This is a genomic window from Streptomyces sp. NPDC059850 (assembly GCF_042731515.1).
Classification (GTDB): Bacteria; Actinomycetota; Actinomycetes; order Streptomycetales; family Streptomycetaceae; genus Streptomyces.
Map to the genome: position 1 here is coordinate 50,928 of NZ_JBHWJI010000016.1, position 26,491 is coordinate 77,418.

The 26,491-nt window shown below is 71.2% G+C and carries 30 protein-coding genes; 16 read left to right on the forward strand and 14 right to left on the reverse strand.

From position 1 onward, the window contains the following. The first annotated feature begins 44 nt into the window (after nucleotides 1-44). A complete protein-coding gene (locus ACFV9T_RS15480; protein ID WP_385440293.1) occupies nucleotides 45-524 on the forward strand; it encodes an ATP-binding protein in 480 nt (159 codons plus the stop codon). Here ACFV9T_RS15480 and ACFV9T_RS15485 read toward each other — a convergent pair. From ACFV9T_RS15485 to ACFV9T_RS15495, 3 genes are all read right to left on the reverse strand, one after another. Beyond that, the gene (locus ACFV9T_RS15485) at nucleotides 496-2,823 is read right to left on the reverse strand and encodes an ATP-binding protein (RefSeq protein WP_385440527.1); all 2,328 of its coding nucleotides are present in this window, start codon (nucleotides 2,821-2,823) and stop codon (nucleotides 496-498) included. The two genes, ACFV9T_RS15480 and ACFV9T_RS15485, sit on opposite strands and share 29 nt — an antisense overlap. 94 nt (nucleotides 2,824-2,917) lie before the next feature. Then, complete coding sequence (locus ACFV9T_RS15490; protein ID WP_385440295.1) at nucleotides 2,918-3,553, reverse strand: DUF6879 family protein; 636 nt, start codon at nucleotides 3,551-3,553, stop codon at nucleotides 2,918-2,920. Further along, a complete protein-coding gene (locus tag ACFV9T_RS15495) occupies nucleotides 3,546-3,815 on the reverse strand; it encodes a hypothetical protein (RefSeq protein ID WP_385440297.1) in 270 nt (89 codons plus the stop codon). Before ACFV9T_RS15495 ends, ACFV9T_RS15490 begins: the two co-directional genes overlap by 8 nt. 189 nt (nucleotides 3,816-4,004) lie before the next feature. Here ACFV9T_RS15495 and ACFV9T_RS15500 point away from each other — a divergent pair, with 189 nt between their 5' ends. The 7 genes from ACFV9T_RS15500 (at nucleotide 4,005) to ACFV9T_RS15530 (ending at nucleotide 9,522) form a co-directional block, all read left to right on the forward strand. Continuing rightward, nucleotides 4,005-4,784: a hypothetical protein gene (locus tag ACFV9T_RS15500; protein WP_385440300.1), complete on the forward strand. Its 780-nt coding sequence runs from the start codon at nucleotides 4,005-4,007 to the stop codon at nucleotides 4,782-4,784. Beyond that, entirely contained in the window at nucleotides 4,781-6,100 is a 1,320-nt protein-coding gene (locus ACFV9T_RS15505) for a 7-cyano-7-deazaguanine synthase (protein WP_385440302.1), read from the forward strand. Before ACFV9T_RS15500 ends, ACFV9T_RS15505 begins: the two co-directional genes overlap by 4 nt. A 101-nt stretch (nucleotides 6,101-6,201) precedes the next feature. Then, nucleotides 6,202-6,465, forward strand: a complete 264-nt coding sequence (locus tag ACFV9T_RS15510) for a CopG family transcriptional regulator (RefSeq protein WP_385440304.1) — start codon at nucleotides 6,202-6,204, stop codon at nucleotides 6,463-6,465. Further along, a complete protein-coding gene (locus ACFV9T_RS15515) occupies nucleotides 6,462-6,875 on the forward strand; it encodes a DNA-binding protein (RefSeq protein WP_385440306.1) in 414 nt (137 codons plus the stop codon). Before ACFV9T_RS15510 ends, ACFV9T_RS15515 begins: the two co-directional genes overlap by 4 nt. Nucleotides 6,876-6,930: 55 nt before the next feature. Then, nucleotides 6,931-7,752: a hypothetical protein gene (locus ACFV9T_RS15520; protein ID WP_385440307.1), complete on the forward strand. Its 822-nt coding sequence runs from the start codon at nucleotides 6,931-6,933 to the stop codon at nucleotides 7,750-7,752. Nucleotides 7,753-7,874: 122 nt separating this feature from the next. Continuing rightward, nucleotides 7,875-8,543: a lytic polysaccharide monooxygenase gene (locus ACFV9T_RS15525; protein WP_385440309.1), complete on the forward strand. Its 669-nt coding sequence runs from the start codon at nucleotides 7,875-7,877 to the stop codon at nucleotides 8,541-8,543. A 118-nt stretch (nucleotides 8,544-8,661) separates the two neighbouring features. Then, nucleotides 8,662-9,522, forward strand: a complete 861-nt coding sequence (locus ACFV9T_RS15530; RefSeq protein WP_385440311.1) for a hypothetical protein — start codon at nucleotides 8,662-8,664, stop codon at nucleotides 9,520-9,522. A gap of 6 nt (nucleotides 9,523-9,528) precedes the next feature. Here the strand turns inward: ACFV9T_RS15530 and ACFV9T_RS15535 are convergent, their stop codons facing one another. The 4 genes from ACFV9T_RS15535 to ACFV9T_RS15550 form a co-directional block, all read right to left on the reverse strand. Next, complete coding sequence (locus ACFV9T_RS15535) at nucleotides 9,529-9,873, reverse strand: hypothetical protein (RefSeq protein ID WP_385440314.1); 345 nt, start codon at nucleotides 9,871-9,873, stop codon at nucleotides 9,529-9,531. A gap of 56 nt (nucleotides 9,874-9,929) precedes the next feature. Continuing rightward, a complete protein-coding gene (locus ACFV9T_RS15540) occupies nucleotides 9,930-10,403 on the reverse strand; it encodes a hypothetical protein (RefSeq protein WP_385440315.1) in 474 nt (157 codons plus the stop codon). Nucleotides 10,404-10,483: 80 nt separating this feature from the next. Beyond that, nucleotides 10,484-10,867: a DUF427 domain-containing protein gene (locus tag ACFV9T_RS15545; protein WP_385440318.1), complete on the reverse strand. Its 384-nt coding sequence runs from the start codon at nucleotides 10,865-10,867 to the stop codon at nucleotides 10,484-10,486. A gap of 31 nt (nucleotides 10,868-10,898) precedes the next feature. After that, complete coding sequence (locus ACFV9T_RS15550; RefSeq protein WP_385440529.1) at nucleotides 10,899-11,378, reverse strand: MarR family winged helix-turn-helix transcriptional regulator; 480 nt, start codon at nucleotides 11,376-11,378, stop codon at nucleotides 10,899-10,901. A gap of 149 nt (nucleotides 11,379-11,527) precedes the next feature. Between ACFV9T_RS15550 and ACFV9T_RS15555 the strand changes: the two genes are divergently transcribed. Next, the gene (locus ACFV9T_RS15555; RefSeq protein ID WP_385440319.1) at nucleotides 11,528-13,837 is read left to right on the forward strand and encodes an MFS transporter; all 2,310 of its coding nucleotides are present in this window, start codon (nucleotides 11,528-11,530) and stop codon (nucleotides 13,835-13,837) included. A 109-nt stretch (nucleotides 13,838-13,946) separates the two neighbouring features. Here the strand turns inward: ACFV9T_RS15555 and ACFV9T_RS15560 are convergent, their stop codons facing one another. Both ACFV9T_RS15560 and ACFV9T_RS15565 read right to left on the reverse strand, forming a co-directional pair. Continuing rightward, a complete protein-coding gene (locus ACFV9T_RS15560) occupies nucleotides 13,947-14,177 on the reverse strand; it encodes a hypothetical protein (protein WP_385440321.1) in 231 nt (76 codons plus the stop codon). A 63-nt stretch (nucleotides 14,178-14,240) separates the two neighbouring features. Then, nucleotides 14,241-15,467 (reverse strand): MFS transporter, encoded by a 1,227-nt coding sequence (locus ACFV9T_RS15565; protein ID WP_385440322.1) that lies wholly within the window; start codon nucleotides 15,465-15,467, stop codon nucleotides 14,241-14,243. Nucleotides 15,468-15,568: 101 nt separating this feature from the next. On the opposite strand from ACFV9T_RS15565, the gene ACFV9T_RS15570 reads away from it, so the two are divergent. Beyond that, a complete protein-coding gene (locus ACFV9T_RS15570; RefSeq protein ID WP_385440325.1) occupies nucleotides 15,569-16,582 on the forward strand; it encodes a LysR family transcriptional regulator in 1,014 nt (337 codons plus the stop codon). Here the strand turns inward: ACFV9T_RS15570 and ACFV9T_RS15575 are convergent. After that, nucleotides 16,493-17,353 (reverse strand): polysaccharide deacetylase family protein, encoded by an 861-nt coding sequence (locus ACFV9T_RS15575; protein ID WP_385440327.1) that lies wholly within the window; start codon nucleotides 17,351-17,353, stop codon nucleotides 16,493-16,495. The two genes, ACFV9T_RS15570 and ACFV9T_RS15575, sit on opposite strands and share 90 nt — an antisense overlap. Continuing rightward, nucleotides 17,353-17,865, reverse strand: a complete 513-nt coding sequence (locus ACFV9T_RS15580) for a GNAT family N-acetyltransferase (protein WP_385440330.1) — start codon at nucleotides 17,863-17,865, stop codon at nucleotides 17,353-17,355. The genes ACFV9T_RS15575 and ACFV9T_RS15580 overlap by 1 nt, the downstream gene beginning before the upstream one ends. A gap of 320 nt (nucleotides 17,866-18,185) precedes the next feature. On the opposite strand from ACFV9T_RS15580, the gene speB reads away from it, so the two are divergent. Beyond that, nucleotides 18,186-19,190: an agmatinase gene (speB, locus tag ACFV9T_RS15585; protein ID WP_385440331.1), complete on the forward strand. Its 1,005-nt coding sequence runs from the start codon at nucleotides 18,186-18,188 to the stop codon at nucleotides 19,188-19,190. A 37-nt stretch (nucleotides 19,191-19,227) separates the two neighbouring features. Next, the gene (locus ACFV9T_RS15590; RefSeq protein WP_385440334.1) at nucleotides 19,228-19,764 is read left to right on the forward strand and encodes a hypothetical protein; all 537 of its coding nucleotides are present in this window, start codon (nucleotides 19,228-19,230) and stop codon (nucleotides 19,762-19,764) included. Between the two features lie 6 nt (nucleotides 19,765-19,770). Here ACFV9T_RS15590 and ACFV9T_RS15595 read toward each other — a convergent pair whose 3' ends face one another. Beyond that, the gene (locus ACFV9T_RS15595) at nucleotides 19,771-20,880 is read right to left on the reverse strand and encodes a ferritin-like domain-containing protein (RefSeq protein ID WP_385440336.1); all 1,110 of its coding nucleotides are present in this window, start codon (nucleotides 20,878-20,880) and stop codon (nucleotides 19,771-19,773) included. A 119-nt stretch (nucleotides 20,881-20,999) separates the two neighbouring features. Between ACFV9T_RS15595 and ACFV9T_RS15600 the strand changes: the two genes are divergently transcribed. The 4 genes from ACFV9T_RS15600 to ACFV9T_RS15615 all read left to right on the forward strand — a co-directional run bounded on the left by ACFV9T_RS15600 (nucleotide 21,000) and on the right by ACFV9T_RS15615 (nucleotide 24,520). Then, on the forward strand, nucleotides 21,000-21,926 hold the full coding sequence (locus ACFV9T_RS15600; RefSeq protein ID WP_385440338.1) for a diiron oxygenase: 927 nt from the start codon (nucleotides 21,000-21,002) through the stop codon (nucleotides 21,924-21,926). 74 nt (nucleotides 21,927-22,000) lie between these two features. Next, a complete protein-coding gene (locus ACFV9T_RS15605) occupies nucleotides 22,001-22,819 on the forward strand; it encodes a TetR/AcrR family transcriptional regulator (protein ID WP_385440340.1) in 819 nt (272 codons plus the stop codon). A gap of 10 nt (nucleotides 22,820-22,829) precedes the next feature. Further along, the gene (locus ACFV9T_RS15610) at nucleotides 22,830-23,093 is read left to right on the forward strand and encodes a hypothetical protein (RefSeq protein WP_385440342.1); all 264 of its coding nucleotides are present in this window, start codon (nucleotides 22,830-22,832) and stop codon (nucleotides 23,091-23,093) included. 149 nt (nucleotides 23,094-23,242) lie between these two features. Then, nucleotides 23,243-24,520, forward strand: a complete 1,278-nt coding sequence (locus ACFV9T_RS15615; RefSeq protein ID WP_385440344.1) for an NlpC/P60 family protein — start codon at nucleotides 23,243-23,245, stop codon at nucleotides 24,518-24,520. Here the strand turns inward: ACFV9T_RS15615 and ACFV9T_RS15620 are convergent. Both ACFV9T_RS15620 and ACFV9T_RS15625 read right to left on the reverse strand, forming a co-directional pair. Next, nucleotides 24,517-25,770: a styrene monooxygenase/indole monooxygenase family protein gene (locus tag ACFV9T_RS15620; RefSeq protein WP_385440346.1), complete on the reverse strand. Its 1,254-nt coding sequence runs from the start codon at nucleotides 25,768-25,770 to the stop codon at nucleotides 24,517-24,519. The two genes, ACFV9T_RS15615 and ACFV9T_RS15620, sit on opposite strands and share 4 nt — an antisense overlap. A gap of 76 nt (nucleotides 25,771-25,846) precedes the next feature. Beyond that, on the reverse strand, nucleotides 25,847-26,488 hold the full coding sequence (locus tag ACFV9T_RS15625; protein ID WP_385440347.1) for an ATP/GTP-binding protein: 642 nt from the start codon (nucleotides 26,486-26,488) through the stop codon (nucleotides 25,847-25,849). Nucleotides 26,489-26,491 lie beyond the last annotated feature (3 nt).

The window sequence follows — 26,491 nt, forward strand, 5'->3', positions numbered from 1 at the left end:
CGTCTTGCTGGTCAGCGTAGGAGCGTGCGGCCACGCTCTGTGACATGTCGCAGGAAATTCACTCTCACCAACTCGTCCGGGGCTCACTCCGCTTCAGTCAGCGCCTCAGCCCCACCCGGCGCGGGGCGCGCCTCGCCCGGCTTCTCGCCGTGCAACAACTCTCCGACTGGGGCTGGGATCACCGGAACCAGTGCACGCACGCCGCCGCGCTGCTCGTTGCCGAACTCGCCGCGAATGCCGTGCAGCACGGGCGTGTGCCCGGCCGGGATTTTCTGCTCACTCTCGTCCTGACGAGGACGGAGGCTGGGCCTGCCGTCTTTCGTATCGAGGTCTCCGACTGCCGAGACGAGCGGCTTCCCGGGCCGGTCTCCGTCACACCCCCGGGTGCCGACGACGAGCATGGCCGAGGCCTGCTTCTCGTCGAGTCGCTGGCGACGCGGTGGGGCGTCGAGCCCAGGCACCCGTGCGGCAAGACCGTATGGGCCGAGATCCAGCTCAGCGCCGGTTCTCCGTCCGGCTGCTGATGGCTTCGCGTGCTGCTGCTGCGCGAGGGTCGCTGAAGTGGGCGAGGAGGCTCAGCGCCTGTGTCCAGTGCTGGTGGGCTTCCTCCGGGCTTTCGTCGCGTACGGCTGAGGCCAGGCCGTCTAGGGACAGGGCCTGGTTCCATGCGTCGCCCAGGTCGCGGTGCGCAGAGGCGGCTTGGCAGTGGAAGTCGGCTGCCTCGGCAGGGCGTCCGAGGCGGCGGTAGACCTCGCCGACGCCCTGCCAGGCCAGGGCCTCTCGGCTGCGGTCGGCGAGGCGGCGGTGCAGGGTGGCGGACCGTTGGTAGGAGGTCAGGGCCTCGGTGTACTGGCCCTTCGCTTGCTGGGCGTCTCCGAGAGTGCGTAGCCAGAAGCCTTCCAGGCGTAGGTTGCGGAGGCTTAGGGCGATGTCGAGGGCGGCCTGGGCCGAGAGCAGGGATGCCTCGACGTCGTCCTGCTCGCGCTGGACATCGCTCAGCACGCGCAGGATGTTGCCCTCGCCGCGCTGATCGCCCCGGGCTCGGTGCGCTGCCAGGGCCTGGTCGATGACGGTGGCCGCCTCCGGGAGGCGTCCGGCGCGGTAGTGGGTGGTGGCGAGGTTGGACAGGGCGGTGGCGGCCCAGTGGGGGGCGTTCTGCTCCTGGAACGTGGAGATGGCCTGCTCGAAGTGGTGGGCAGCGGTGTCGAGGTGTCTGTTGCGGAGGTGGATCAGGCCGATCAGGTTGAGGGAGCGAGCTTCGCCGAGGCGGTCGCCCAGGTCGCGGCGGATCGTCAGCGCGTTCTCGTGGGCTTCCAGGCTCTCGGCCAGGCGGTTGATGCGGGTGTAGGCCATACCGAGGTAGGTGTGAAGTGCGCCTTGTGCGGCGCGGTCGCCCAGCCGTTCGGCTGCCTCCAGACCGATGCGGCCCACGGGCGGCCAGCTTGCGCCTGAGACGGACGGGAACTGCGCGTTCCACAGGACCGTGGACAACTGCCACGCCAGGCGGTCCTGCCCAGCGTCGGCGGCCGTACGGACGGCCTGGAGGAGGTTGTCGTGCTCGCGCTCGGCCCAGTCCACGGCAGTGTCGTAGTCGGCGAACGTCAGCGGGCTGATGTCGTCCGCGGCGGGCGTGAGGGGCAGGCGGTCCTCGGCCGGGTTGAGCCAGCTCTGCGCGGCGTCGGCGGTGTGCAGGTACCACTCCAGCACGCGCCGCAGGGCTGCCTCCCGCTCAGTCGGCGGCTCCTCCTGCTGGGCCTGGTCGATGGCGTAGGCACGTAGCAGGTCATGGAACTGGTAGCGGTTCGGGGCGGTCTGTTCCAGGAGGTGAGCACCGACCAAGGAGTCCAGCAGCTGTCGGGACCGGCTGATACTGGTCGAGCCTGCCAGAGCCGCGGCGGCCCGCAGACCGAACTCGGGGCCGGGGTGCAGGCCGAGCAGGCGGAACACGCGGGCCGCCTGTTCGGGCAGGGCGCGGTAGGACCAAGCGAAGACGGTACGGATGGCTTCGGCCTCCTCATCGTCGCCCGTGCTCAGGGCGTCCCAGAGGGACGATTCGTCGCACAGGTCGGCGATCAGGTCGTCCAGCCGGAGGTGGGGGTGGCTGGCGGCACGTTCCGCCGCTATCCGGAGCGCGAGCGGAAGTCGGGCGCAGAGCCGGGCCAGTTCGGCGAGCTGGCGTTCGTCGTCGGCCGGCCGGTACCCCGCGGTGACGGCGCGCAGCAGGGCAACCGCCTCCGACTCCGGCAGCACGCCGAGGGTGAACCGACGGGCTCCGTCGCGGATGGCGAGGCCGGAGAGGCGGCTGCGGCTGGTAACCAGGACCAGGCTGTGTGCGCTCCCGGGCAGCAATGGCCTGACCTGGCCGACGGTGGCCGCGTTGTCCAGGACGACCAGGACGCGACGGTCGGCAAGCAACGAGCGGTACAGCGCGGCGGCCGCGTCGAGATCCTGCGGTACGGCTTCGGCTGGGACGCCGAGCGAGGTCAGCATGCGGTGCAGAGCGTCGCGTGCCGCTACCGGCTCCCCGGGCTCGTAGCCGCGCAGGTTGGCGTACAGCTGGCCATCCGGGAAGCGCTCCCGGATCTGGTGCGCCCAGCGCAGTGCCAGCGAGGTCTTCCCGGCTCCTGCGGTGCCAGCGATCACGTAGACCGAGACGACGAGCGGGCTGTCGTCCTCGCTGGTGAGGACGGCGTTCAAGTGGGCCAGCTCATCGGTTCGGTTGACGAACCCGCCTACGTCGGCCGGGAGCTGGCGCGGGACGGGGCTGGAGGGGGTGGCCGGGTCCGGTGCGCGTGGGGCGTGGAAGTGGATGCCTCCGTGGATATTTCTCGCCTGGACGACGTCACCTGAGGTTCCCGACAGCTCGTTTTGGGTGCTGCCGACGTGCTCGTCCTGTCCGTCTGGCGCTGCGATCGGCCTACTCCCCTCCTGCGCTCAGCTTCGGCGGACCGAGGGGCGCCACCTCGCGGTCGAAGTAAGGGATCACGTCTTCACCCACCGCGTAGAGCGCCTTGATGTAGTTCTCCCAGCGCTCGACGAGGTCGGGGTCGGTGTAGCGGATCGCGCCATTCGCGACGCCTTCCTCGGTGTAGAGGACCTGGAAGAGGGTGCGGCCGCCGAGGACGACCACCTCCGGGAGCGGCGCGGAGTTCTCCGAGGCGGCTACCTGTTCGGCGGGGACGATCCTGATCCGCTGGCCGTGCTCCGCGCGCTGCCGTTGGGAGTGGAGTTCCCACTGCACGTACGGTGTCAGTGGCTTTTCGACCACCCGTACGCGGTGGAAGGCGTAGCCCCTGCGTTCTTCCTTCTGAGCGGCTGCGGCCAGGGTGTCGCGCCGGGCGGCGAGGAGCCGCAGCGCCTCCTCCCAGTCGCCTCGGCGCAGGGCGTCCCGGCTCGGGCTGCCCTGCTCCTCGAAGTGCTGTCGGCGCTCCAGCTTCCAGGAACTCCCGTCCCGGATCGCGTCCTCCCGTTGCCGGAAGTCCTCCTTGTAGGCGGGCCGGGTGAGCCGATCGCCCTGCTCGGGGACGAGGACGGGGGCGACGAGATCAAGCATCGGGGATGTCCTTCTTCGCGGCGCTGAGCATGTTCCCTGGGATGACGACCAGCCGCTCGTCCGGAGCGAGGTTCACGCCCTGCGGGAGGCGGAGTCCGTAGGCAGCTGTCAGATCCCTGCCGATCACGGCCACGTCGCCGTTGTCGAGCTGCCAAATGTCCGGGCACTCGTCATTGCCGTCTGAGTTTCCGAGTTCTGCGGCCGATTTCCCTAATCGACGCTCGAACAACGCGGACGGGTCGGCCTCCCAGGCGCGGGCCATCGCTGCCTCCGGTCGACGGGGTCGAGCGCGCTGTGGCTACCCACTGTATCCAGGGACCCACCCGAAGGTGAGGGGTCGCGCGGTCGTCCCTCTGCTCCTGCCTGGCTGGTGCGCGCCCTGTCCATGACATCGGTTTCTTGCTCTCCTGGTAGAGCGACCGTGCCGCTGGTCGGAGGGGGCAGGTGAGGCATGGGTACATCGTCGCGATGGCCGGGCCCGGGTGGCCGCACGGGCGTGGCGGGTGAGTGGAGTCGCGCGAGCAGGCGGGTCTCGGCCTGGCGGCCGGGGCCTGATGAAGCGGCGGGGCTGGACGACATCGCCGCGGAGCACTTAGCCGTGCTCCACCGCACCCTTCGGGAGGAGCCGTCGGCATTCGGCCTGTACGAGGCGACCTGCGCGGCCGGGGAACGGCTGACCACCGCCGTGGACGACTGGGCCGTGAGCCGGGACGGTGATGAGTTCGCCGCCCGCTTCATCACCGCCGTGGGAGGCGAAGGCGGCACCGTGGCGGACGCCGCCGTACGACGGGCCGCCGCAGTGTCCGTACGGCGGCTCCTGGAACGGCATCCGGAGGTTGGTACTCCGAGCGGCAGGGGCTTGTCCGGGGAGGTGTTCTGCCTTCTGTATCAGGGGTTCTTCGCCGGTGTCGTGGCCGAGTTCCTGCGTACGGCGGTCGCCGAGAAGGTCAAGCTCGTGGTGCCGCTGCTGCCCGCGCTCGATCCCGAGGACCACATCGCCGACTGGTTAGCCGAGCGCGTTCTGGGTCTGCTGCCGGACCCGTGTGAGGAGGCCGCACAGGCAACAGAGTCGGTCGAGGGGCCGATGGGCTCCCTTCAGTTCGTCGCGCAGGGGCTCGTCCCCCGGGCGGCCGGCCGGGCGCTGGGGCTGCTCTCCGACGAGCCGAGCGGGGATACGGACGGAACGACGTACGAGGACGGCACGCCGTACAAGGGGGACACCGCCGCATGACCGAAGCCCGCACCCGGCTCTTCTGGCTCTCCCATCCGAATGCCGAAGCACCGCCACCGCACTGGCGGCCCCTCCACGACGCCGTGTACTGGGAGCGCCCGTCACGTGGGCCGGACCGGCGGCAGTTGTTCGCCCCGGCCCCGGACTGGGCGGATGATCTCCAGCGGGTGGCGCGGGCTGTCTTCGCGGCAGACCGGTACACCCGCCGTGTCGAAGGCTTCGACCGCTGGACTCGCCGCATCACCCTCTCCGTACCGGTCGCCCACCCCGAGCGGTGGGTCCGCGCCGTGCCTGCCCTGATGGCCGTCCTGGGGACCGTGACAGGGGACCTGTGGGAGGTCGTCTTCCGGCCCTTGCACGAGACGTCGGTCCGGCAAAGGCCCCTCACCTTCGCGGCCGAGGAGTACGCGCACGAGGTCGCCCTGTTCTCCGGCGGTCTCGACTCCCTCGGTTGGGCAGCACAGCGGGCTGCCCTGCCCGCTTCCGGCGCCCTGCTGCTCGTCTCCTTCGAGGAACGGAACTTCGAGGCGCTTCAGGACCAGGTGTACGAGGCCGTACGCGGCCTGCGGCGACGTCCGGTACGGCGTCTCGCCCAGAGCCAGACCGTGCGTAAGCCACGTGGCAGCGGCATCAAGCTGGAACGCACCACCCGCTCACGCGGCCTGCTGTACGCGGCGACCGCCGTGCACGCGGCCGCCGCGGAACGCATCCCCGTCGTCCACCTGCCGGAGAACGGTCAACTCGCTCTCAATCCGCCGTTGTCCGCCGCCCGGGCCGGGGCCTGCTCGACCCGTTCGGTGCACCCGTGGACGCTTCACCACCTCAACCGGGTGATCTCCGAGGTCGCGGAGCCTGGGTCCGCGATACGCGTCGAGAATCCCTTCGCCACGCTCACCAAAGGGGACGTCTGCGCGGTAGCGCGTGACGCGGGCCTGCCGCAGCGGGTGCTGGAGTCCACCCTGAGCTGCGGCACTCCCCCGGACCGTCATCCCGCTGGGCCCGCACTCGCCCACTGCGGCCTCTGCTTCCCATGCCTGGTACGCCGCTCGGGCCTGCTGAGCGCGTTCGGCGACGACCGCACACCGTACGCGGCCGATCCCTGGGACCCTGCCCTACCCGCCTCCCGTACCGGCAACTGGCAAGCCCTGCGGCGATGGCTGGACACCGAGTGGAGTCTGCTCGATCTGGTCGCCGACGCTCCGCTACCGCCCGATGCGCGGACGGACGTGCTCCTGGAGGTGGTCGAGCGGGGCAGGGAGGAGTTGCGGGCGCTCGTTGCGTGGGCAGGCGGGAGGGCGGCGCGGAAGGCGTCGTGACCCGTGCCCGTTCCCTACTCGGCCAGGACATGCCTTCTTCCAGCTCCACCCGTCTTCGTGCTCGAGGCGCCGCCGGTAGCATGAGGGGTAGCATGAAGGGCATGAGCGAGCCTACGCAGAAGTACTCGATCACGATGCCACGGGACATCGCGGAAGCCGCTCGCGCCCGGAGCGGGCCGTCCGGCCTTTCCGCCTACGTCGCCGCGGCCGTAGCCCGACAGATCGAGCGCGACAACCTCAACGAACTCATCGCGGTCGCCGAGGCCGAGCACGGGCCCATCGGCGACGAGGAAGTCCAAGCACTCCGAGACCAGCTCCAGCAGGCCCGTAGGCAGCAGACGGACGACGGAGCGAACGCCGCGTGACCCGCTCCGCTGCCGTCCCCGGCGGCACCCTGGCCCTCGACAGCGAGGGGCTGGCCAAGGCCGTACTGCGAGACCGCACGGTCACCGGATGGCTTGCCCTGGCCCGTGCCGACGACATGCGGGTGATCACCAGCGCCGCCACCCTCGTGGAGGTGGTACACCCCCGGATCAACCGGCCAGCCTTGGAGTGGACCCTCTCGCGCATCGTCGTCGAGCCGGTCACCGAGGACGTCGCCCGCCACGCCGCCGCGCTCTTGGCCGGCGCCGTCCTGCACGGGCACAAGTACGCCATCGACGCCATGCTCAGCGCCACCGCCCTCGCTGCCCCCGGGCCCGTGACCGTACTCACCTCCGATCCGGAGGACCTCACGGCACTGTGCGGCGGGCGCGTCACCGTCATCAAGATCTGACCGCCCGCGTGGCCCAGCCGGGCAGAGGAACTGCACCTGATTTCTGGGAGTGCCTGTGTTGCCGCCCACCGTCATTGTTGGCCTTCACGGGGTCCTCGAACGCAATCCGTGGTTCGACCGGGTTGTGGAGCAGGACGACGAGGGTGCCGTTGAGGAGGATCTCCTCAGCCTTGCGATTGATCGGGCCGGGGCGTATGGGTGGCAATCCGTGAGTGGCTGGCTCCATGAGGACGGAAAGGTCACGGCTCGGCACGAGCCCACTTCCTGGGCCCATGAGGAGGTCGGCGGGAATTGGGCACAGGACGGAAGAGTGCATCAGCTGGCGTGGCTGCAGGCTGGAGTTCTGACTGATCCTCCGCTGCCCGGTCTTCCCGTTCGGCCGATTTCTTTGGTGCTGTCCGAGGCGTTGGCTCGGGTGGGTACGGTGACGTTCAGCGGCATGCATGCGCTGCTGCCGCTGCAGGCGGCCGCGCGCAATACCGCTTTCCATCAGATTGAGTTGGCGCCGTGGTTCGGTCTGGCGGATCCGGATGCTCGGTACGAGGTGGTGGTCACCGTGTCCCGCCAGCCCCAGGAGGGCGGGGCGGACGGGCGTGATGCGGTGGCCGTCTGTGACGCGGTTCGGGAGATGGCGCAGGGGGCGGCGGATGTCTCCGTGGCCGCGACGGGAGGCTGTCCGCCGGGGGTGGAACTCGACCTCGATCGTGTGCTGCATACGGAAGGCATGCGCGAGGTGATGCGGTTCCGCTGCCGTACGCGGGAGTGGTCACCGGACATCGCGGTGTGGCTGGTGGAGATGGTCGCGGACGGACTGCGGGGAGCGGGGCGGGTGGCGCCCGTGGTGGTGACGGCCTCGCTGGGGTCATTGTCGACGTAGTCCGCGCTGGGCGACGACACGTTTCGCACGGGGTCCGTCGGGCAAGCTGGCATGTGGGAGCGCTCCCACATGCCTCCCACATCTCTCCCACTCCCCCACGGACGATGGAGGAAGATCGCGCAATGTTTTGTCATGAACGCGGCATCTCCTTACGCTGGGCCTCTCGCGCCCTCGGCCTGCTCTCCGCGCTGCTGCTCGCCCTGATCCCCTGGTCGGGCACCGCCAGCGCGCACGGATCCGTCATCGACCCCGCCTCCCGCAACTACGGCTGCTGGCTGCGCTGGGGCAGCGACCACCTGAACCCGGAGATGGCCCAGAAGGACCCCATGTGCTGGCAGGCCTGGCAGGCCAACCCGAACGCCATGTGGAACTGGAACGGCCTCTACCGCAACGGCTCCGCCGGTAACTTCCCGGCCGCCGTCCCCGACGGGCAGCTGTGCAGCGGTGGGCGCACGGAGGGCGGGCGCTACAACTCCCTCGACACACCCGGCGCCTGGCAGACCACGAACATCGGGCGCAACTTCACCGTGAAGCTGTACGACCAGGCCAGCCACGGGGCGGACTACTTCAAGGTCTACGTCACCCGGCAGGGCTACGACCCCACCACGCAGCCGCTGAAGTGGAGTGACCTGCAACTGGTCACCACGACCGGCAAGTACGCCCCCAGCCAGAACTACTCGATCAACGTCAGCACCTCCGGCTACACCGGCCGCCACGTCGTCTACACGATCTGGCAGGCCTCGCACATGGACCAGACGTACTTCCTGTGCAGCGACGTGACCTTCTCCTGAGCCGCCGCCCCCGCCGCCCTCGCCGGATGCGTCGCGTCCGGCGAGGGTCGCTCTTCGGCGGTATCGTCCGGCGGTTCCGGGGCACTCGGTATCCCCATCGTTGAGGGGAGTTGGAGACATGACTCACTTAGCCAGCGGGATACGGGCCGGTGCGTTCGGGGCCGTGGGGCTGCTCGCGTGCGGGGTGCTGACCGCGTGCGGAGGCGACGGGGACTCCGAGGGCAAGGGCGGGGAGACTTCGTCGGCGGCGGGTGGCGCCGGGGGTACGGCTGCGGTGCGTACCGCGTACGCCAGGACCGCCGAGGAGGAGACGGCGCGGATGACGCTCCGTACGGAGACGTCGGCCGCGGGGAAGTCCGCTGCCGCGGGCGGCGAGGGGGTCATCGACCTGGAGGACGGCGACAGCGTCATGACCATCCGGGCCGGGGGCCAGAAGGTCGAGCAGCGCGTCGTCGACCAGGTGCTGTACCAGAAGCTTCCCCCTCGGCAGCGGGCGCAGGTGCCCGGTGACAAGCCGTGGATCAAGATCGACCTGCGGAAGGCCGCCGCCGAGCAGAACAGCGGCAGCAGCAATCAGATCAACGACCCCGCGCAGTCTGCCGGGCTCGCCAAGGGCATCACCGACCGGAACACCAAGAAGGTCGGCACGGCCACGGTCGACGGCGCGCGGACCATGCGCTACCGGGTCACGGTCGACGTCGACAAGCTTTCCGGCACCGCCGCGTTGAAGCGCCAGGTCGGCCCCACCGTCCCGATGGACGTCTGGCTGGACGACCAGGGCCGCATCCGCCGCCAGCAGGTCACCATGGACCTCAAGCCGACGGACCGGGCGGACGAGACCACCGCCGTCCCGCGGAAGATGACGGTGCGCACGCTGATCGAGTTCTCGGACTTCGGCACCGAGGTGGATACGGACGCCCCACCGGCCGGGCAGACCACCGACATGACGGGCAAGATCGACAACCAGCAGCAGAGCTGAGCGGGCTCAGGGAGAGGTGAGGAGCAGCATTGCCATCGTCAGCTGAGCCAACCACTGCAGCTTGACCGCCCAGGAGCGGGCTGTGGGGAACGGCAGGCGCTTCCGGGGGCAGCTTGCGGCGTAGAGGCCCAGCACCGCCGATGCGAGAAGTGCGCCCCAGATCACCGCACCGGGCGTTGAGGAGCACTGGTTGCCGTACATCACGCAGTTGGCGGCGCGCTCCGTCATGAGCGAGAGGACGATGCTGATGATGGCGGTGGGGATCAGCAGGGCGACGCCGACCTTCGCCGCGGTGCGGAGTCTTCGGTCGTGTGCCGCGTCGGACGTGTCGGCGGGGGCTGTCTCGTTCATTCGTCCACCCAACCGCGGGCGGGGTGTGGAGGGATCGCCTCGGGGGCTCAGTTGCCCTAGGTACGGGGGCTCAGCTGGGGGCAGGGGAGGTCGGGGGCTGAGGGGTTTGGGGAGCAGGTGACTACCGCCAGGGAGAGGAACGACGTGCGGCCTGTGTAGAAGCCCAGGGAGATGTCACCGCCTTCAGACAAACGGTCCGCGGCTGTGGCTACCAGGCGGGAGAGGCGGGCGGTGTCGGCTTCTTCTCGGGAGAGGAAGCCGGGGGCGTGGGCGGTGAGTTGTTGGCCCAGCCAGGTGGCGGCGTCCTTGGGTTCGTGGAAGGTGGCGCGGATGAGGGCGGGGGTTTTGAGGAGCCAGTACGCCGTCTCCATGGGCGGCAGCTCGGAGCGGCGGAAGGTGTCGAGGAGGGCGCGGTAGTGCTCCTCGTCCTCCGGGGTGACCGGGGGCAGGGGGCTGTCGGGGAGGCGGCGGAGGGTTTCGTGGTCGAACTGCTCCTTCTCGCCCAGCCAGGAGTACGCGTGGAGGTGCACGCGTCAGCCGTTCCCCCGGGGAGGGAGGGGGACGTCCGCTGATGGGGTGATGGGGGCGCGGAGGGGCGTTAGCCCCGGGGTCAGGAGACCGTGATCTTGGCTACGGAGTCGTAGAAGGAGAGGTGGTTCTTGATCTCGGGTACCGCGTCGATCGGCTGTGCGTACGTCCACACGACGTCGGGGCGCAGCTCCGCGCCGCTGTCCGGACCTATGTACGTCCAGTACGCCGCCTCACCCTTGAAGGGGCAGGTGGTGCGGGTGTCGGTGGGCTCGAACAGGGTGAGGTCGACGTCCTCCGGGGGGAGGTAGTAGCGCACCGGCAGGCCGGTCTCGTGCAGGAGCAGCGGGCGGTCCGTCTCGGCTACTACCTGGCCGTCGATGGTGACCTTGATGTGCTGGGTGCCGCGTTCTATCTCTACTCGGTGGCCGGAGGTCGAGTTGGTGTGGGGGTGTGGGGTGGGCATCGCGTTCTCCTTGAGTAGGGGCGTACTCAGGTCAACGCGTTCCCTCGGGCGGGGATTCCGATTCTTCCGCGCGGGGCCACGGGCGGCCGTCGTGCGCTTCCACCTCGCGGTTGAAGCGGGTCAGGGCCTCGCCGAAGCGGGACAGGTCCTCCTCGGTCCAGTCTTCGAGCAGGCGCGACAGGCTGGTGCGGCGGCAGTCGCGTTCGGCGGTGAGGCGTTCGGCGCCCAGAGTGGTGACGCGGAGTTTGCGGGCGAGGCCGCCGTCGGGGTCGGGGATGCGCTCGGCCAGGCCGCCGCGCAGCAGGGTGCCGGTCTGGCGGTTGACGGTCGAGACGTCGAGCTGGAACGCGTCGGCGAGCTGGCCGATCGACATCGCGCCCTCCGCGTCCAGGCGGGAGAGGAGCAGGTAGGCGGAGCGGTCCAGGCGATCCGGGGAGGGCGCTTCGGCGGGGGCGTCGGCCGATGCCTTGCGGTCACGAGGGGTCAGGACGTGGCACCTGGCTACCAGCATCAGCTCGCGTTCCAGCAGTTCCAACCGCTCCAGCACGCTTCCTCCTCGTCGCCCGCGCTCCATGAAACAGAAGTGTGCACGATACACATCATGTGTAGGATGCACATCTCCCACTCATCCCTGTTGTACCGCTTGGAGGCCTCATCCGCATGGCCCAGTCAGCCCCAGCTCGCGTCGAGGAGCCCACCAGAGCCGCGCCGGTCGGCGCCTCGCTCCCGCAGCGCGAGGTCGGTGGCGGTTTCGTGGCAGTGCTCGCGTTCTGCGGCATCGCCGTATCGGTGATGCAGACGCTGGTCGTCCCGCTCGTGAGCGAGCTGCCGCAGTTGCTGCACACCACCAGCTCGAACGCGTCGTGGGTGGTCACCTCGACCCTGCTCGCCGGGGCGGTCTCGACTCCCGTCATGGGGCGGCTCGGGGACATGTTCGGCAAGCGCCGGATGCTGATGGTCGCGCTGACACTGCTCGTCGTCGGGTCGCTGACCTGCGCCGTCACCTCCGATCTGGTGGTGATGGTGATCGGCCGGGCGATCCAGGGCGGGGCGATGGGCGCCATTCCGCTCGGCATCAGCATCATGCGGGACGAGCTGCCGCCGCAGCGGCTGGGCTCGGCGATGGCCCTGATGAGTTCCTCGCTCGGCATCGGCGGTGCGCTGGGGCTGCCCGCCGCCGCGTTCGTCGCGCAGCACACCAGCTGGCACGTGCTGTTCTACGGGGCCGCCGGGCTGGGCGCGATATCGATCGCGCTGGTGCTCGCCGTCGTCCCGGAGTCCGCCGTACGCACCCCCAGCCGCTTCGACCTGGTCGGCGCGCTCGGGCTCACGGCCGGGCTCGTCTGTCTGCTGCTGCCGATCACCAAGGGCGGCGACTGGGGCTGGGCGAGCGGTACGACGCTCGGGCTGTTCGGCGCGGCCGTGGTGATCCTGCTCCTGTGGGGCGTCTTCGAGCTGCGCACCGCCGAGCCGCTGGTCGATCTGCGGACCACCGCGCGCCGCCAGGTGCTGCTGACCAACCTCGCCTCGATCATGGTCGGCTTCTCGTTCTACGCGATGTCGCTGATCTTTCCGCAGCTCCTGCAGTTGCCTGAGGCCACCGGCTACGGGCTCGGCCAGTCGATGGTCATGGCGGGGCTGTACTTCGCCCCGATGGGCGTGGCGATGATGGTGGTCTCGCCGCTGTCCGCGCGCATCAACGCCGCCCGCGGCCCCAAGGTCTCGCTGATCAGCGGCATCATCGTGATCGGCGCGACGTACGGCGCGGGCCTGGTGATGATCGACGAGATCTGGCAGATCGTGGTGCTGGCCACCGCGCTCGGCGTCGGCATCGGCATCGCGTACTCGGCCATGCCGACCCTGATCGTCAGCGCCGTACCGGCCCGCGAGACGGGCGCGGCGAACGGTCTGAACACCCTGATGCGGTCCATCGGCATGTCCACCTCCAGCGCGGTGGTGGGGGTGATCCTGGCCCGTCAGACGACGGACTTCGGCGGGGTCGCGCTGCCGAGCAAGGAGGGCTTCCAGACGTCGTTCATGGTGGCGTGCGCGGCCTCGATCGTGGGTCTGCTCATCGCCTTCTGTCTGCCGGGGCGGCGTCCTGCCGCCGTCACATCCGCCCCTGCGGCTGTCTCCGCGCCGACCACACCGGAGCCCGCGCCGGAGCCCGCGCCCGCCGAGACGGCCGAGGACGTTCCCGACCGCACCGGCAGCGTCATCCACGGCCGGGTCCTCGGCCCCGACGGCACCCCGCTGGCCGACGCCGCCGTCACCCTGATCGACACCGGCGGCCGCCAGCTCGGCCGTACGGTCACCGGGCGCGACGGCAGCTACACCGTCACCGCGCCCGGCGGCGCGAGCGTCGTCCTGATCGGCTCGGCCCCCGGCCACCAGCCGCAGGCCGCCACGCTGCTGGTGTCGGACGTCCCGGTCCTCTGCGATCTGCGGCTGGCCGGAGGCGGCGGGCTCACCGGGGCCGTCCGGGCCGAGGGCGGCGGGCCGCTGGCCGGGGCCACCGCCACCGCGACCGGCGCGGACGGCGAGGTGGCGGGCTCGGCGACGGCTGACGAGAAGGGTGAGTTCGCGCTTCCGGAGCTGCCCTCCGGCACGTACACGCTGACGCTCAGCGCCGACGGACACCGTCCGCACGCCACCCAGGTCGCGCTGACCGCCGGTGAGCCGGTGCGGGTCGATGTGTCGCTACGGCCCGCGGCGCGGGTCGGCGGCACCGTACGTGACCAGGGCGGACGTCCGCTGGAGGACGCCCGTGTGGCGCTGCTGGACGCCTCCGGCGATGTCGTCGGGCAGTGCGTGACGGGCACGGACGGGGCCTTCGGCTTCGAGGGGCTGACCGGTGAGCACTACACGGTGGTCGCCAGCGGCTACGCACCCGCCACCAAGCCGGTCACGGTCGGCGGCGCCGCGTCGTCGGACGCCCGGGACGTGGACTTCCTGCTGAGCCACGGTTAAGTCATAGGTGATCTCTGTGCCGCCCCGCGCCCGCGCGGGGCGGCACAGCAATGAGCACAGGCAATGAGCGCAGGCAAGACCCACCCCCGGCGGATGTGCCGCTCCGGCTTCATTCCTCGGGCAGGCTCTCCCACGCCTCGCCCTTGCGGAACAGCTCGTATCCCTCCGCGTCCGCGATCGACTCCGCCTCCGCGCGGCTGCCGACAGAGATCTCGTACGTATGGCTGTCGACCGTCGCGTGGACACCCTTGCCGTCGGTGATCGTCTCGATCGAGTGCGTCTCGTAGATGACGCGCCCCGGCTCGGTCTTGCTCCAGACCACGTGCATGCTCACTGCCATCGGATCACTCCCGAAGACGAGCCCCCTGGTTTCAGGGTCTCACGGCACGCGGATACCGCCCGGCTACCGCCTTCCGAAGATCGCCACATGCGCCAGGGCCAGCACCGCGAGCGCCCCGCCGAACCACATGACGCCGACGAGCGCGATCCCGTCCGCCGCCCGGCCGCCGAGCAGCGCGCCCAGCGATATCGCGATGTTGAAGACGCCGACGAACAGCGCCGAGGCGGCCTCCCGCGTCTCCGGCGCCGCGTGCAGCACCCAGGTCTGCGAGGTCACCGAGACCCCGCCGTACGCCAGCCCCCACAGCACCAGCAGCGCGACCGCCCCGCCGAGGGTGCCGCCCGCGACCGGGACGAGCAGGACCGCGGTGGCCAGGGCGGTGAAGATGACCATGAGGGTGCGGCGCGGGTCGCGGTGGGCGGTGGCGCCCGCCAGGAAGTTCCCGGCGATGCCCGCCACGCCGTACGCCAGCAGCAGGGTGCTGATCAGCCCCGGCCGTACGCCCGAGACGTCCTCCAGCACCGGACGGACGTACGTGTACGCGCCGAAGTGGCCGGTGACCAGCAGCGCCGTGGTGATCAGCCCGACCCGCAGCCGGGCGTTGCGGAACAGCCCCGGCACCTCGCGCAGCCGGATGGTCTCGGTGGCGGGCAGCGGCGGCAGGGTAACGGCGAGGGCCGCGGCGGTCGCCAGCGCCAGCGCGCCCATCCCGGCGAACGCGGCGCGCCAGTGGAACAGGTCGCCGATGAGCGTTCCGACCGGTACGCCGAGGACGGAGGCGACGGCGATCCCGCTGAAGATCAGCGAGGTGGCGGGACCCGCGGACTTCTCCGGTACGAGTCGTACGGCGAGCCCCGCGGCCAGCGACCACACCCCGCCGATGCACACCCCGACCACCACCCGGGACAGCAGCAGCACGGCGAAGGTGGGCGCGAGGGCCGAGGCGAGGTTGGCGGCGGCGAGGAGTGCCAGCAGGCCGCACAGCACCAGCCGCCGGTCGAGGCGGCCGACGGTGACGGCGAGGAGGGGCGCGGCGACCGCGGCGACCAGCCCGGGGACGGTCATGGCCAGGCCCGCCGTACCGGGCGAGACCCGCAGCGCGGAGCCGATGGAGGTGAGCAGGCCGACCGGGAGCATCTCGGTGGTGACGACGGAGAAGGTGCCGAACGCCACGGCGACGACGGCGAGCCAGGCTCTGAGCGGCGAGTGCGGTGAGTGCGCGGGCGCGGCTGACCCGGATGCGCCTGCCGGAGTGGTGAGTTCCGTGGTAGGGGGCGTGGAATTCGACATGACTCAAATGAACCGCCGCCCCCGGCCGGGAACAACGCCGAAGTCCTCAGTCTTCTATGAGCCAGACTCATCGATCGGTGGAGGACCACAGGAGGCGGCCGATGTCCGGGCTGGAGATCCGCGAACTGGAGTGTTTTCTCGCGCTCAGCGAGGAGTTGCACTTCGGGCGGGCGGCGGAGCGGCTGTACGTATCGCAGAGCAGGATCAGCCAGTTGCTGCGCGCGCTGGAGGGGCGGATCGGCGCCCGGCTGCTCGACCGCACCAGCCGACGGGTGCGGCTGACCCCGCTGGGCGAGCGATTCCTGGCCGAACTGCGGCCCGCGTACGACGCGCTGTACGGGGCGGTCGAGGGGGCCAGGGGCGAGGCGCGCGGCCTGACCGGCGTGCTGCGCGTCGGCTTCCAGGGGGCCGCCGACGAGCGGGTGATGGGCGCGCTGGCCGCCTTCCGGGAGCGGCATCCCGGCTGCGAGCCGGAGACGGTGGAGATCCCGATGGCCGATCCGTTCGGCGCGGTGCGCGGCGGTGAGGTGGACGCGGCGATCGTCTGTCTTCCGGTCGAGGAACCGGATCTGGTCCTCGGTCCGGTGTTCTCGCGGCAGCGGCAGACGCTGGTGGTTCGCGCCGGGCACGCCTTCGCGGGGCGGGGCGCGGTGGACGCCGAGGAGCTGGCGGGCTGCCCGCTCGTCGCGCCGTCCGACCCCGCGCCGCGCTACTGGCGGGAGTTCATGGCCCCGCCCGTCACCCCCGGCGGCCGCCCGATCCCGGACGGGCCGCGGGTGCGCACCCTCCAGGAGGGGCTGACGGCGGTCGCGGCGGGCCGGGGCGGGATGCTGCTGTGCGCGCCGACCGCCGAGTACCACGGGCGCCGCGACATCACGTTCGTGCCGGTGGAGGGGTTGCCGGAATCGACGCTCGGCCTGGTGTGGCGGCGGGGCGGGGAGACGGCGCGGATACGGGCGCTGCGGGAGGCCGTGGCCGAGCTGTGCGGGCCGCCGTCCCGGGTGCCCCATCCGCGCCGCACCGGCCTATCCGGCGGCCGTCCAGATCCGTTGCAGCGTCCCGTAGTCGACCACCGCGATGCCCTCCTCGCGGAGGATGTCGCGGGCCTGCGGTGAGGTCAGGAAGGCGTGGTCGGTGCTGCGGACCTGCCAGCCGCCGGGGTCGACGGCCCGCGCGTGGGCGTCGTCGAGCCCCGGGTGTACGGCCCATTCGGTGAACCCGGGCGGCAGGTCGCGCAGCAGCCGGGCGTACTGGGCCGCCTTGCCGTCGATGTCGAGCGCGAAGCTGTCCAGGAACGGGTGGTCGAGGGCGGGCAGTCCGCGCCGCCGCAGCGCGTCCCGCGCGGGTTCGCGCCAGATCCGTACCGCCAGGCCGTACTCCGCGCCCAGCGCGAGCGTCAGGTCGCGGATGTCCTCGCGGCCGCCGTCGGCCAGGCAGTGCCAGTCCAGATGGGCGGGGGCGAGCCCGGCGTCCCGTACGGCGTCGATCTGGGCGCGGAACTCGCGCTCGACCTCCGCCGGGCGGGCCCGGGCCAGCAGCTCCGGGATCGCGGCGGACGCGTACAGCTCGCCCGCCCCGTCCAGCAGCGACGGCACCCGCTCCTTCGGCGACAGCGGTCCCCAGGAGTAGTGGGGCAGGTCGCGGACGAGGGTGAGGTGGACCCCGAAGGGGATGTGCGGCCGCGCGCGCAGCAGTTCCATCGCGTGCGGCGCCGCCGGGCACGGCACCATCAGGCTGCACGAGGCCGCGATGCCGTCCTCGATGGACTCGATGACGGCGGTGTTGACCGCCGGGTACATGCCGAAGTCGTCGGCGTTGAGGAGGAGCGCGCGGGCGTCGGCGGGCAGGCCCAGCAGCTCGGTGGCCGTAGGGTCTGAAGGGCTCATCAGCGGGTCTCCCGTCGCATGCACACCCGTGGCCAGCGGTCCAGCCCGTGCCCGGCCTCGCTGCGGCGGATCTCCCACAGCCCGGGGGTGAGTTCGGCCTCCGCCAGGGTACGGAATCCGCAGCGGGCCGCGTAGTACGGGGCGTTCCACGCGACGTCCACGAACGTGGTCAGGGTCAGCGCGGGGACGCCGTCGGCGGCGGCGCGCGCCGCTACGTACTCGATCAGCGTCCGGCCCACCCCTCGGCGGGCACTGTCCGGGTGCACCGAGATCTGCTCGATGTGCGTGTTGCCGTCAACGGGGTCGGTGATCACGTAGGCCATGGCCCGGTCCGTGTCGTCCACCGCCACCCAGGCCCGCCCGGCGCGCTGATAGCGCTCCAGCTCGGCCAGGCTCAGGGGCTCGTCGTCGGCGATCTCGTCCATCCCGATGTCCCGGAAGCACCGTCCCGCGGCGCGCTCTATGTCCTGGAGATGGGGAAGTTCCTCGATGGTGCTCGTTCGAATCCGCACCCCACCATCATCCTCCGGAACCGCCCGGCAAAGGGGTGCCCCCCACCGCCGTGGAGAGCACCCTTTGGCCGTTCTTTCACACAACCGCCCCCGGCCCGGGCCATCCCCACATGACCTCGGCCTTTCCGGTGGCGGTGATCAAGAACCTAGCAAGACCTGGGCATCGGGGCGAAGTTGGAGGGGCATACCGGCTGCCCCATAGGGGCGTGGTTCCTCTATAGGGGGAGGCCGCAGTGGGCAATCACCCATTCGGGGGATTGAATGGGTGATGTAGGTGACGACTGCTGAGCAACCCCCCACGTGAAAGGCCCAGTTCCGCCATGAGCGCGACCGATCGCGACCCCGCCATGCCCGTTCCGCCCGAGGAGACCGAGCGCACGCTGCGCTTCGCGGGGCCCGCGACGTTCGGCCGCGTGCCGCGCCTGGACCAGGTCGGCACCACGGACATCGCCGTGGTCGGGGTCCCGTTCGACGCGGGTGTCTCCTACCGGCCGGGCGCCCGGTTCGGCGGGAACGCGATCCGGGAGGCGTCGCGGCAGCTGCGCCCGTACAACCCGGCGCAGGACGCGTACCCGTTCCACTACGTCCAGGTCGCGGACGCCGGTGACATCACCGCCAACCCGCACAACCTCGAAGAGGCCATCGAGAACATCGAGGCGGGCGCGGAGGAGCTGCTGTCCACGGGCGCGCAGCTGATGACGCTGGGCGGCGACCACACCATCGCGCTGCCGATCCTGCGCTCGGTGGCCCGCAAGCACGGCCCGGTGGCGCTGCTGCACTTCGACGCGCACCTGGACACCTGGGACAACCACTTCGGCGCCCAGTACACCCACGGAACGCCGTTCCGCCGCGCGGTCGAGGAAGGCATCCTCGACACCTCCGCCCTCTCCCACGTCGGCACCCGCGGCCCGCTCTACAGCAAGGGCGACCTGGACGAGGACACCAAGCTGGGCTTCGGGATCGTCACCTCGGCCGATGTGATGCGGCGCGGGGTGGACGAGGTCATCCAGCAGCTCAAGGAGCGCATCGGCAAGCGGCCGCTCTACATCTCGGTGGACATCGACGTCCTGGACCCCTCGCACGCCCCCGGCACCGGCACCCCCGAGGCGGGTGGCCTCACCTCCCGCGAGCTGCTGGAGATCGTGCGCGGGCTCGCCGACTGCCACCTGGTCTCCGCCGACCTGGTCGAGGTCGCCCCGGCGTACGACCACGCCGACATCACCTCCGTGGCCGCCTCCCACACCGCGTACGAGTTGGTCACCCTCATGTCCCGGCAGATCGCCTTCCTGCGCTGGGTGGAGGAGCAGCAGCAACAGCAGGCGTAGGGGAACCGCGCGGGACCGGCGGCGCGTCGCAGCGATCATGAATGCGCTGCAGGACCTGATCGACGACTACGAGTGCGTCTACCACGGCTACTACCTGGGCGACGACGAGGAGATCGACTCGGTGGTGACCGCGTGCGCGGACCGGCTCGAAGAGGCCCGGGCGGCACACGGCACCGGCTCCGCCGACGTGGCGTTTCCGGCCCTCGCCCTGGTGCTGATGCACGGGCACGTGATGTGGCACTCGGCCCCCGGCCTCGCCGACCGGGTCGCCGTCGCGCTGCGCGCCGTCGCGGCGGACGGGGTACGGGCGGCCTGCGGCCATCCGGGGCACCCGAGCGACCAGGGCCTCGACATCGAGCAGCTGGAGTGCTTTCCCACCGCCCTGGAGCTGATCGGCGACCCCGCGACCGAGGACGTGTCCTGGGACCAGCTCACCCAGCGGTCCGGCCGGGCCGACTCCGGCGAACTCTCCCCCGCCGAGGCGGAATCCCGCTGGCGCTGCCCCCGCGCGCTCGCCGAGTTCGCGGCGGCGGCCGCGGAGGCCGTCCGCCCCTCCGGTCCAGTGGACAGCTGAGCCGCCTCAGCCGTCCGCCGCGCCCTGCGCGATGGCCTCCTCGACCTCGCCGGTACGGGCGGCCTCCTCGGCGGCGAAGCGCTGGGCGTCCAGGGCCTCGGCCAGCTCCTCGTCCTGGTTCATCAGCAGGTCGAGACTGCTGTCGCCGAGTTCCAGGACGCCCATGTCGACGTAGGCGCGCTGGAGCCGTTCGCCCCACAGGCCGATGTCCTTCACACACGGCACGATGCGGCTGAACAGCAGCTTGCGGAACAGGTGCAGATACGGGGAGCGCTCCGCGTACTCCTCGGCCTCGGCCTTCGGGATGCCCAGGTTCTCCAGCACCTCGGTGCCGCGCAGCCGGTCGCGCATGAGGTAGCAGCCCTCGATGACGAACTCCTCGCGCTCGCGCAGCTCCGCGTCGGTCAGATCGCGGTAGTAGTCACGCAGCGCCATCCGGCCGAAGGCCACGTGGCGGGCCTCGTCCTGCATGACGTAGGCGAGGAGCTGCTTCGGCAGGGGCTTGTCGGTGGTGTCGCGGATGAGGCCGAAGGCGGCGAGGGCCAGGCCCTCGATGAGGACCTGCATGCCCAGATAGGCCATGTCCCAGCGGGAGTCGCGGAGGGTGTCGCCCAGCAGCGCCTGGAGGTTGTCGTTGATCGGGTAGACCATGCCGACCTTCTCGTGCAGGAAGCGGCCGTACAGCTCGGCGTGGCGGGCCTCGTCCATGGTCTGGGTCGCGGAGTAGAACTTGGCGTCGAGGTCGGGCGCCGATTCGACGATGCGGGCGGCGCACACCATCGCGCCCTGCTCGCCGTGGAGGAACTGGCTGAACTGCCAGGAGGCGGCGTGGCGGCGCAGTTCGGCCCGGTCCCGGCCGGACATCCGGTCCCAGTGGGGTGTGCCGTAGAGGGCCAGCGATTCGTCGGGGGCGCCGAGCGGGTCGTACGGGTCGACCTCAAGGTCCCAGTCGATCCGCTTGGTCGCGTCCCACTGCTTGTCCTTGCCCTTCTGGTACAGGCCGAGCAGCCGGGCCCGGTGGTCGTCGTACTCCCAGCTGAACCGGGCGGCGCCGCCCGCGGGCACCTGCCACATCGGGTCGCCGGGGTCCATGGCGTAGAGGTCCTGCGTCGACACGTCGTCTCCTTCGCCTCGCTAGCGCACCAACACTTCCGCGGGGGATTGACGGGCTTGCTGACACAGAGTCTCATAAGGGTTGTCCGGCCGCGACCACTTGCGCGAGGTGTTCCCCAGCGATGACGACCCCGACCGAATCAGCCGCGCCCCGGGACGCGCTCGGGCTCCTCAAGGACCGGGAGAAGGTGGCGGAGCGGCTGCTGCGGGCCTCCGCCCGGCACTCGTTCGACCCGGACACCGAGCTGGACTGGGACGCGCCGCACGAGCCGGACAAGTGGTTCTGGCCGCCGGAACTGGTCTCCCTCTACGGCACCCCGATGTGGCGGCGGATGTCCGAGGAGCAGCGGATGCTGCTGTCGCGGCACGAGGCGGCGGCGCTGGCCTCGCTCGGCATCTGGTTCGAGATCATCCTGATCCAGCTGCTCACCCGGCACATCTACGACAAGCCCGCGACCAGTGCCCATGTCCGCTACGCGCTCACCGAGATCGCCGACGAGTGCCGCCACTCCCAGATGTTCGCGCGGCTGATCGCCAAGTGCGGCACCCCCGCGTATCCGGTGTCCCGGCTCCACCAGAACCTGGGCCGGTTCTTCAAGACGTTCTCCACCACGCCCGGTTCGTTCACCGCCACCCTGCTGGGCGAGGAGGTGCTGGACTGGATGCAGCGGCTGACGTTCCCCGATGAGCGCGTCCAGCCGCTGGTGCGCGGCGTGACCCGGATCCATGTGGTGGAGGAGGCGCGCCATGTGCGGTACGCCCGGGAGGAGCTGCGCCGCCAGATGGTGCGGGCGCCGCGCTGGGAGAAGGAGCTGACCCGGGTCGGCTCGGGCGAGTTCGCCCGGGTGTTCTCGCTCGCCTTCGTCAACCCGCGGGTGTACACGGACGTCGGGCTCGACCGGCGGGCGGCCGTCGCCCAGGTGCGGGCGAGCGGGCATCGGCGCGAGGTGATGCGCGGCGGGGCCCGGCGGTTGACCGAATTCCTCGACGATGTCGGGGTGCTGCGCGGCGCGGGACGCAAGCTGTGGCAGAGCAGCGGCCTGCTGTAGCGCGGGTCCGTGCGGGCCTCTTCATCAACGGGCCGCCCCTCGGTGTGCGTCCCGGGGCGGTTACGCTGCCAGGCATGACGACGAGCAGTGGCACCGCCCCGGCGGAAGCGGACGTCCCCGCTGACGCGGACCGGGCGGCCGCGGCGCCCCCGGCCACCGTGCGCCGCGCGGCGTACCGCAGGCTCAGTGTCGAGGCGCGGCGCGCCGAACTGATCACCGCCGCGCTCGGCCTGTTCGCCCACCACGCGCCCGAGGACGTGTCGCTGGACGACGTCGCCTCGGCCGCAGGCGCCTCCCGCCCGCTCGTCTACCGCTACTTCCCCGGGGGCAAGCAGCAGTTGTACGAGGCGGCGCTGCGCAGCGCCGCCGACGAGCTGGAGGGGTGCTTCGAGGAGCCGCGCACCGGCCCGCTCAGCGCCCGCCTGGGCAACGTACTGGACCGCTATCTCACCTTCGTCGACGAGCACGACGCGGGGTTCAGCGCGCTGCTGCACGGCGGCAGCGTGGCCGAGACCTCGCGGACGAGCGCCATCGTGGACGAGGTGCGGCGGGCCGCGGCCGAGCAGATCCTGCTCCACGTGGCGGCCGATGTGGCGGACGAGCCCGCCGAGGAACCCGGCGCCCGGCTGCGGATGATGGTGCGCACCTGGATCACGGCGGTCGAGGCGGCCTCGCTGATCTGGCTGGACGAGAACAAGCAGCCGTCGGCCCGGGAGCTGCGGGACTGGCTGGTGGACCACTTCGTGGCACTGCTGACCGCCACCTCGGCGACCGATCCGCAGGCGGCCCGGGTGATACGGGCGGCCCTCGCCGCGGAGCCCGCCCACGGCCCGGTGGGCGCGCTGGTGCGGCGCGTGGCACCGGTGTTCGGCGAGGCGCGGCACCTGCTGTGAGGGTGGTGCGGTGAGAAGCGAGGAGACGCCGTTCGTCGGCGGGCCGCTGGACGGCCGGGTGCTGCCGGTCCTGGTCGGCGCCACGGGCCAGCCGCCGAAGACGTACGAGATCCCGGTCCCGGACGAGGCGGGCGGCCCGCCGACCGTCCACATCTACCGCCGCACCCCGGCGAGCACGTCGCGGCTGGGCCTGATCCGGGGCTGGCGGTACGAGTACGACCCGGAGGGCACACCGCGCGGCGGGCCGAAATGGCCGTGGTCCAAACGGGGCTGAGACGTGCGCGGAGGCTGCTCCGCCGCACTCCGGACGGGTGACCGTGTTGGGCCGACTTGCCCATCATTCTCCCGAAAGTACGACTGTCACGCCGCGTTCCTGCTGAGGTGGTCGTCGGACCCCGTTCCCGCAGCCGGAGGTGTGAGCCCGTGTCAGGACGGATCGTAGGCTCGGTCTGCGCGGCGGCGATCACGGCGACCGTCGCGCTCGTCCCGCCCGTCCCGGCGGCCACGGCCGCCCCCGCCCAGCCCGACCGGCCCGCCGACCGGTCCGTCGCCGGGCTGCTCACCCAGCTCAAGACGCTGTACCGGAAGGCCGAGGAGGCGACCGAGGCGTACAACGCGACCGAGGAGAAGCTGCGCAAGCAGCGGGCGAAGACCCGCGATCTGACCGACGACCTCGCCGACAGCCGCACCGACCTGGCCGCCAGCCGTCAGGACGCGGGGCGGCTGGCCCGTCAGCAGTACCAGGGCCACACCCAGCTCTCCTCGTACACCTTCCTGCTGACGCTGCTCACCCCGCATCCGGAGAAGGCCGCCGACCAGGCGCGCGAGCTGGACCGGGCGGCGGGCCGGGAGGCCGCCGTGGTGGAGCGGCTGACCAAGGGCGAGCGGCACGCCGACGCCCTCGCCACCAAGGCCAGGACCGCCCTGGACAAGCAGCTGTCGCTGAGCGCGAAGAAGAAGAAACAGCGCGACAAGGTCAAGAAGCGGCTCACGAAGATCGAGAAGATGCTCGCCTCGCTGACCGCCCGCCAGATCACCCAGGTGGCGGAGCGGGAGCGCGAGGAGACCAACAAGGCGCAGCGCAAGCTGGTCGCCTCCGGGGTGCTCGGCGGTGCGACGACCCGTGCCCAGGGCGCCGCCCCGCCGCCGCCCGCCCCGGACCCCGGACCGGCCCAGGGGACGGGGACGGACACGGGTGGCGGGCAGGACACCGGCGGCGGGCAGGGTGCGGGGACGGTGCCGAGCCGCCCCGCCCCGGGCGCGGGCACAGGCGCGGGCGGCGGTACGGCCGCCACCGGCGCGGGGCCCAAGACCCCCGGGCGGCTCCCGATGGCCTCGGCGTCGGCCGGGCAGCGGGCGCTGCGGTGGGCGCTCAACCAGATCGGCAAGCCGTATGTGTGGGGTGCCGAGGGGCCGAACTCCTTCGACTGCTCGGGGCTGACCTCCCAAGCGTGGGCGCATGCGGGACGGACCATTCCGCGCACCAGCCAGGAGCAGTGGCGCCAGCTGCCGAGGATCTCGCTCAGCCAGCTGCGCCCCGGCGACCTGGTGATCTACAACAAGGGCGCGAGCCATGTGGCGATCTACGCGGGCGGCGGCCAGGTGGTGCAGGCGCCCCGGCCCGGCACCACCGTGCGGCTCTCCCCGCTCGCGTCCAACCCGGTGCAGGGCGTGGTCCGTCCGGGCGCGGCCCGCCGCTAGGAGGCGTGGGTCAGGGAGGCCAGATAGGCCGACGCCTTCTCCGGCTCGTAGAAGAAGTGCTCGAAGTCGGACGGGTCGTCGAAGCCGTTGGCGATCCGGTCGGCCACCGGCTGCAGGCCGACGCCCGCGCCGAGCAGTTCCACGATGTGCTCGGGCGGCGGGGCGAGCATCGCGTTGGTCCACTTGGTGACGTGCTGGGCGGTCGCCCAGTAGCGGTCGAACGTCTCGCGCATCCAGGCGGCGTCGAACGGCCGGTCGCCGTGGGCGACGATGCTCTCCAGGTAGGACGCGGCGCACTTGGCGGCCGAGTTGGAGCCCTGCCCGGTGATCGGGTCGTTGGCCACCACGACGTCGGCGACGCCGAGCACCAGGCCGCCGCCGGGCAGTTCGCCGATGGGGTTGCGTACGGTCGGCGCGTACCGCCCGGCGAGCGTGCCGCCCGCGTCGGTCAGCTCGACCTTGGTGGCCCGCGCGTACTCCCACGGAGTGAACCGCTCCATCAGCTCCAGCGTGGTGGCCAGATGCGCGGACGGGTCGGTGACGCCCTGGAACACATCGGCCGGGCCGCCCGGGACGCCCTCCCAGAAGAGGATGTCGGCGCGCCCGCTGGTGGTGAGGGTCGGCATGACGAACAGCTCGCCGACGCCCGGGACCAGGTTGCAGCGCACCGCGTCGTAGTCCGGGTGCTCGGGGCGCGGGCCCAGCCCGTGCACGTAACTGACGGCCAGCGCGCGCTGCGGGCTGTCGTACGGGGAGCGGGCGGCGTCGCGGCCGAAGAGCGAGACCAGTTCGCCCTTGCCCGCCGCCACCAGGACCAGATCGTGGCTCTGGGTGAAGAAGTCCAGGTCGGAGACGGCCACGCCATGGATGACCAGCTGGCCGCCGCGCTGTTCGAACAGCTCCATCCAGCCCGCCATCTTGATGCGCTGGTCGACGGACTGGGCGTAGCCGTCGAGCCGCCCGACCCAGTCGACCGCGCGGGCGTGCGGCCCCTCGGGCGTCGGCGGTCCGGCGATGGACACGCCGAGGCCTTCGATGCGCGGCGCCCGCTCCTCCCAGAAGTTGAGCTTCAGGTCGCGCTCGTGCTGCAGCGCCGTGTGGAACATGACTTGCGTGGACATGACGCGCCCGGAGCGGATCTCGTCAGCCGTGCGGTTGGCCATCAGGGTGACCTCGTAGCCCTCGGCCTGGAGACCGAGGGCGAGTTGGAGGCCGGACTGACCGGCGCCGACGATGAGTATGTTCCGCATGGCTGTGACTCTCTCTCAGGCTCAGGACAGGAAGAGGAACGGGGCATTCCATTCCCCGAGCGGAGCTGAGGTTAGTTCACTCGGGTGAGACGTCAACGGCGTGGCCCACCAGGGCGAGCAGCGCGTCCACCACCGTCACCCGCTGCCGCGCGTCCATGGTCACCACCGGCACCTCAGGCTTGACGGAGAGTGCGTCCCGGACATCGTCGGGGCCGTAGAGCGGGGTCCCCTCGAAGTGGTTGACCGCCACCACATACGGCAGGCCCAGGCTCTCGAAGTAGTCCAGCGCCGGGAAGCTGTCCTCCAGCCGCCGGGTGTCGGCCATCACGACCGCCCCGATCGCCCCGCGCATCAGGTCGTCCCACATGAACCAGAACCGCTGCTGGCCCGGGGTGCCGAAGAGATAGAGCACCAGATCGGACGCGAGCGTGATCCGCCCGAAGTCCATCGCGACGGTCGTGGTCAGCTTCTCGGGCGTCGCGCCGAGGTCGTCCACGTCCTCGCTGGCCTGCGTCATCAGGGCCTCGGTCTGCAGCGGAGTGATCTCCGAGACCGAGCCCACGAACGTCGTCTTCCCGACGCCGAAACCCCCCGCTATCACTATCTTCGTGGCGATCGGCGCCCGGGAGCGGTCCGTCTGCCAGCTCTGCAGCCGTTCTTCGGCACCGGGTATACCGGCGCCGGGTATCTCCGACACATGCGGCGGGGTCACCGTCATCGT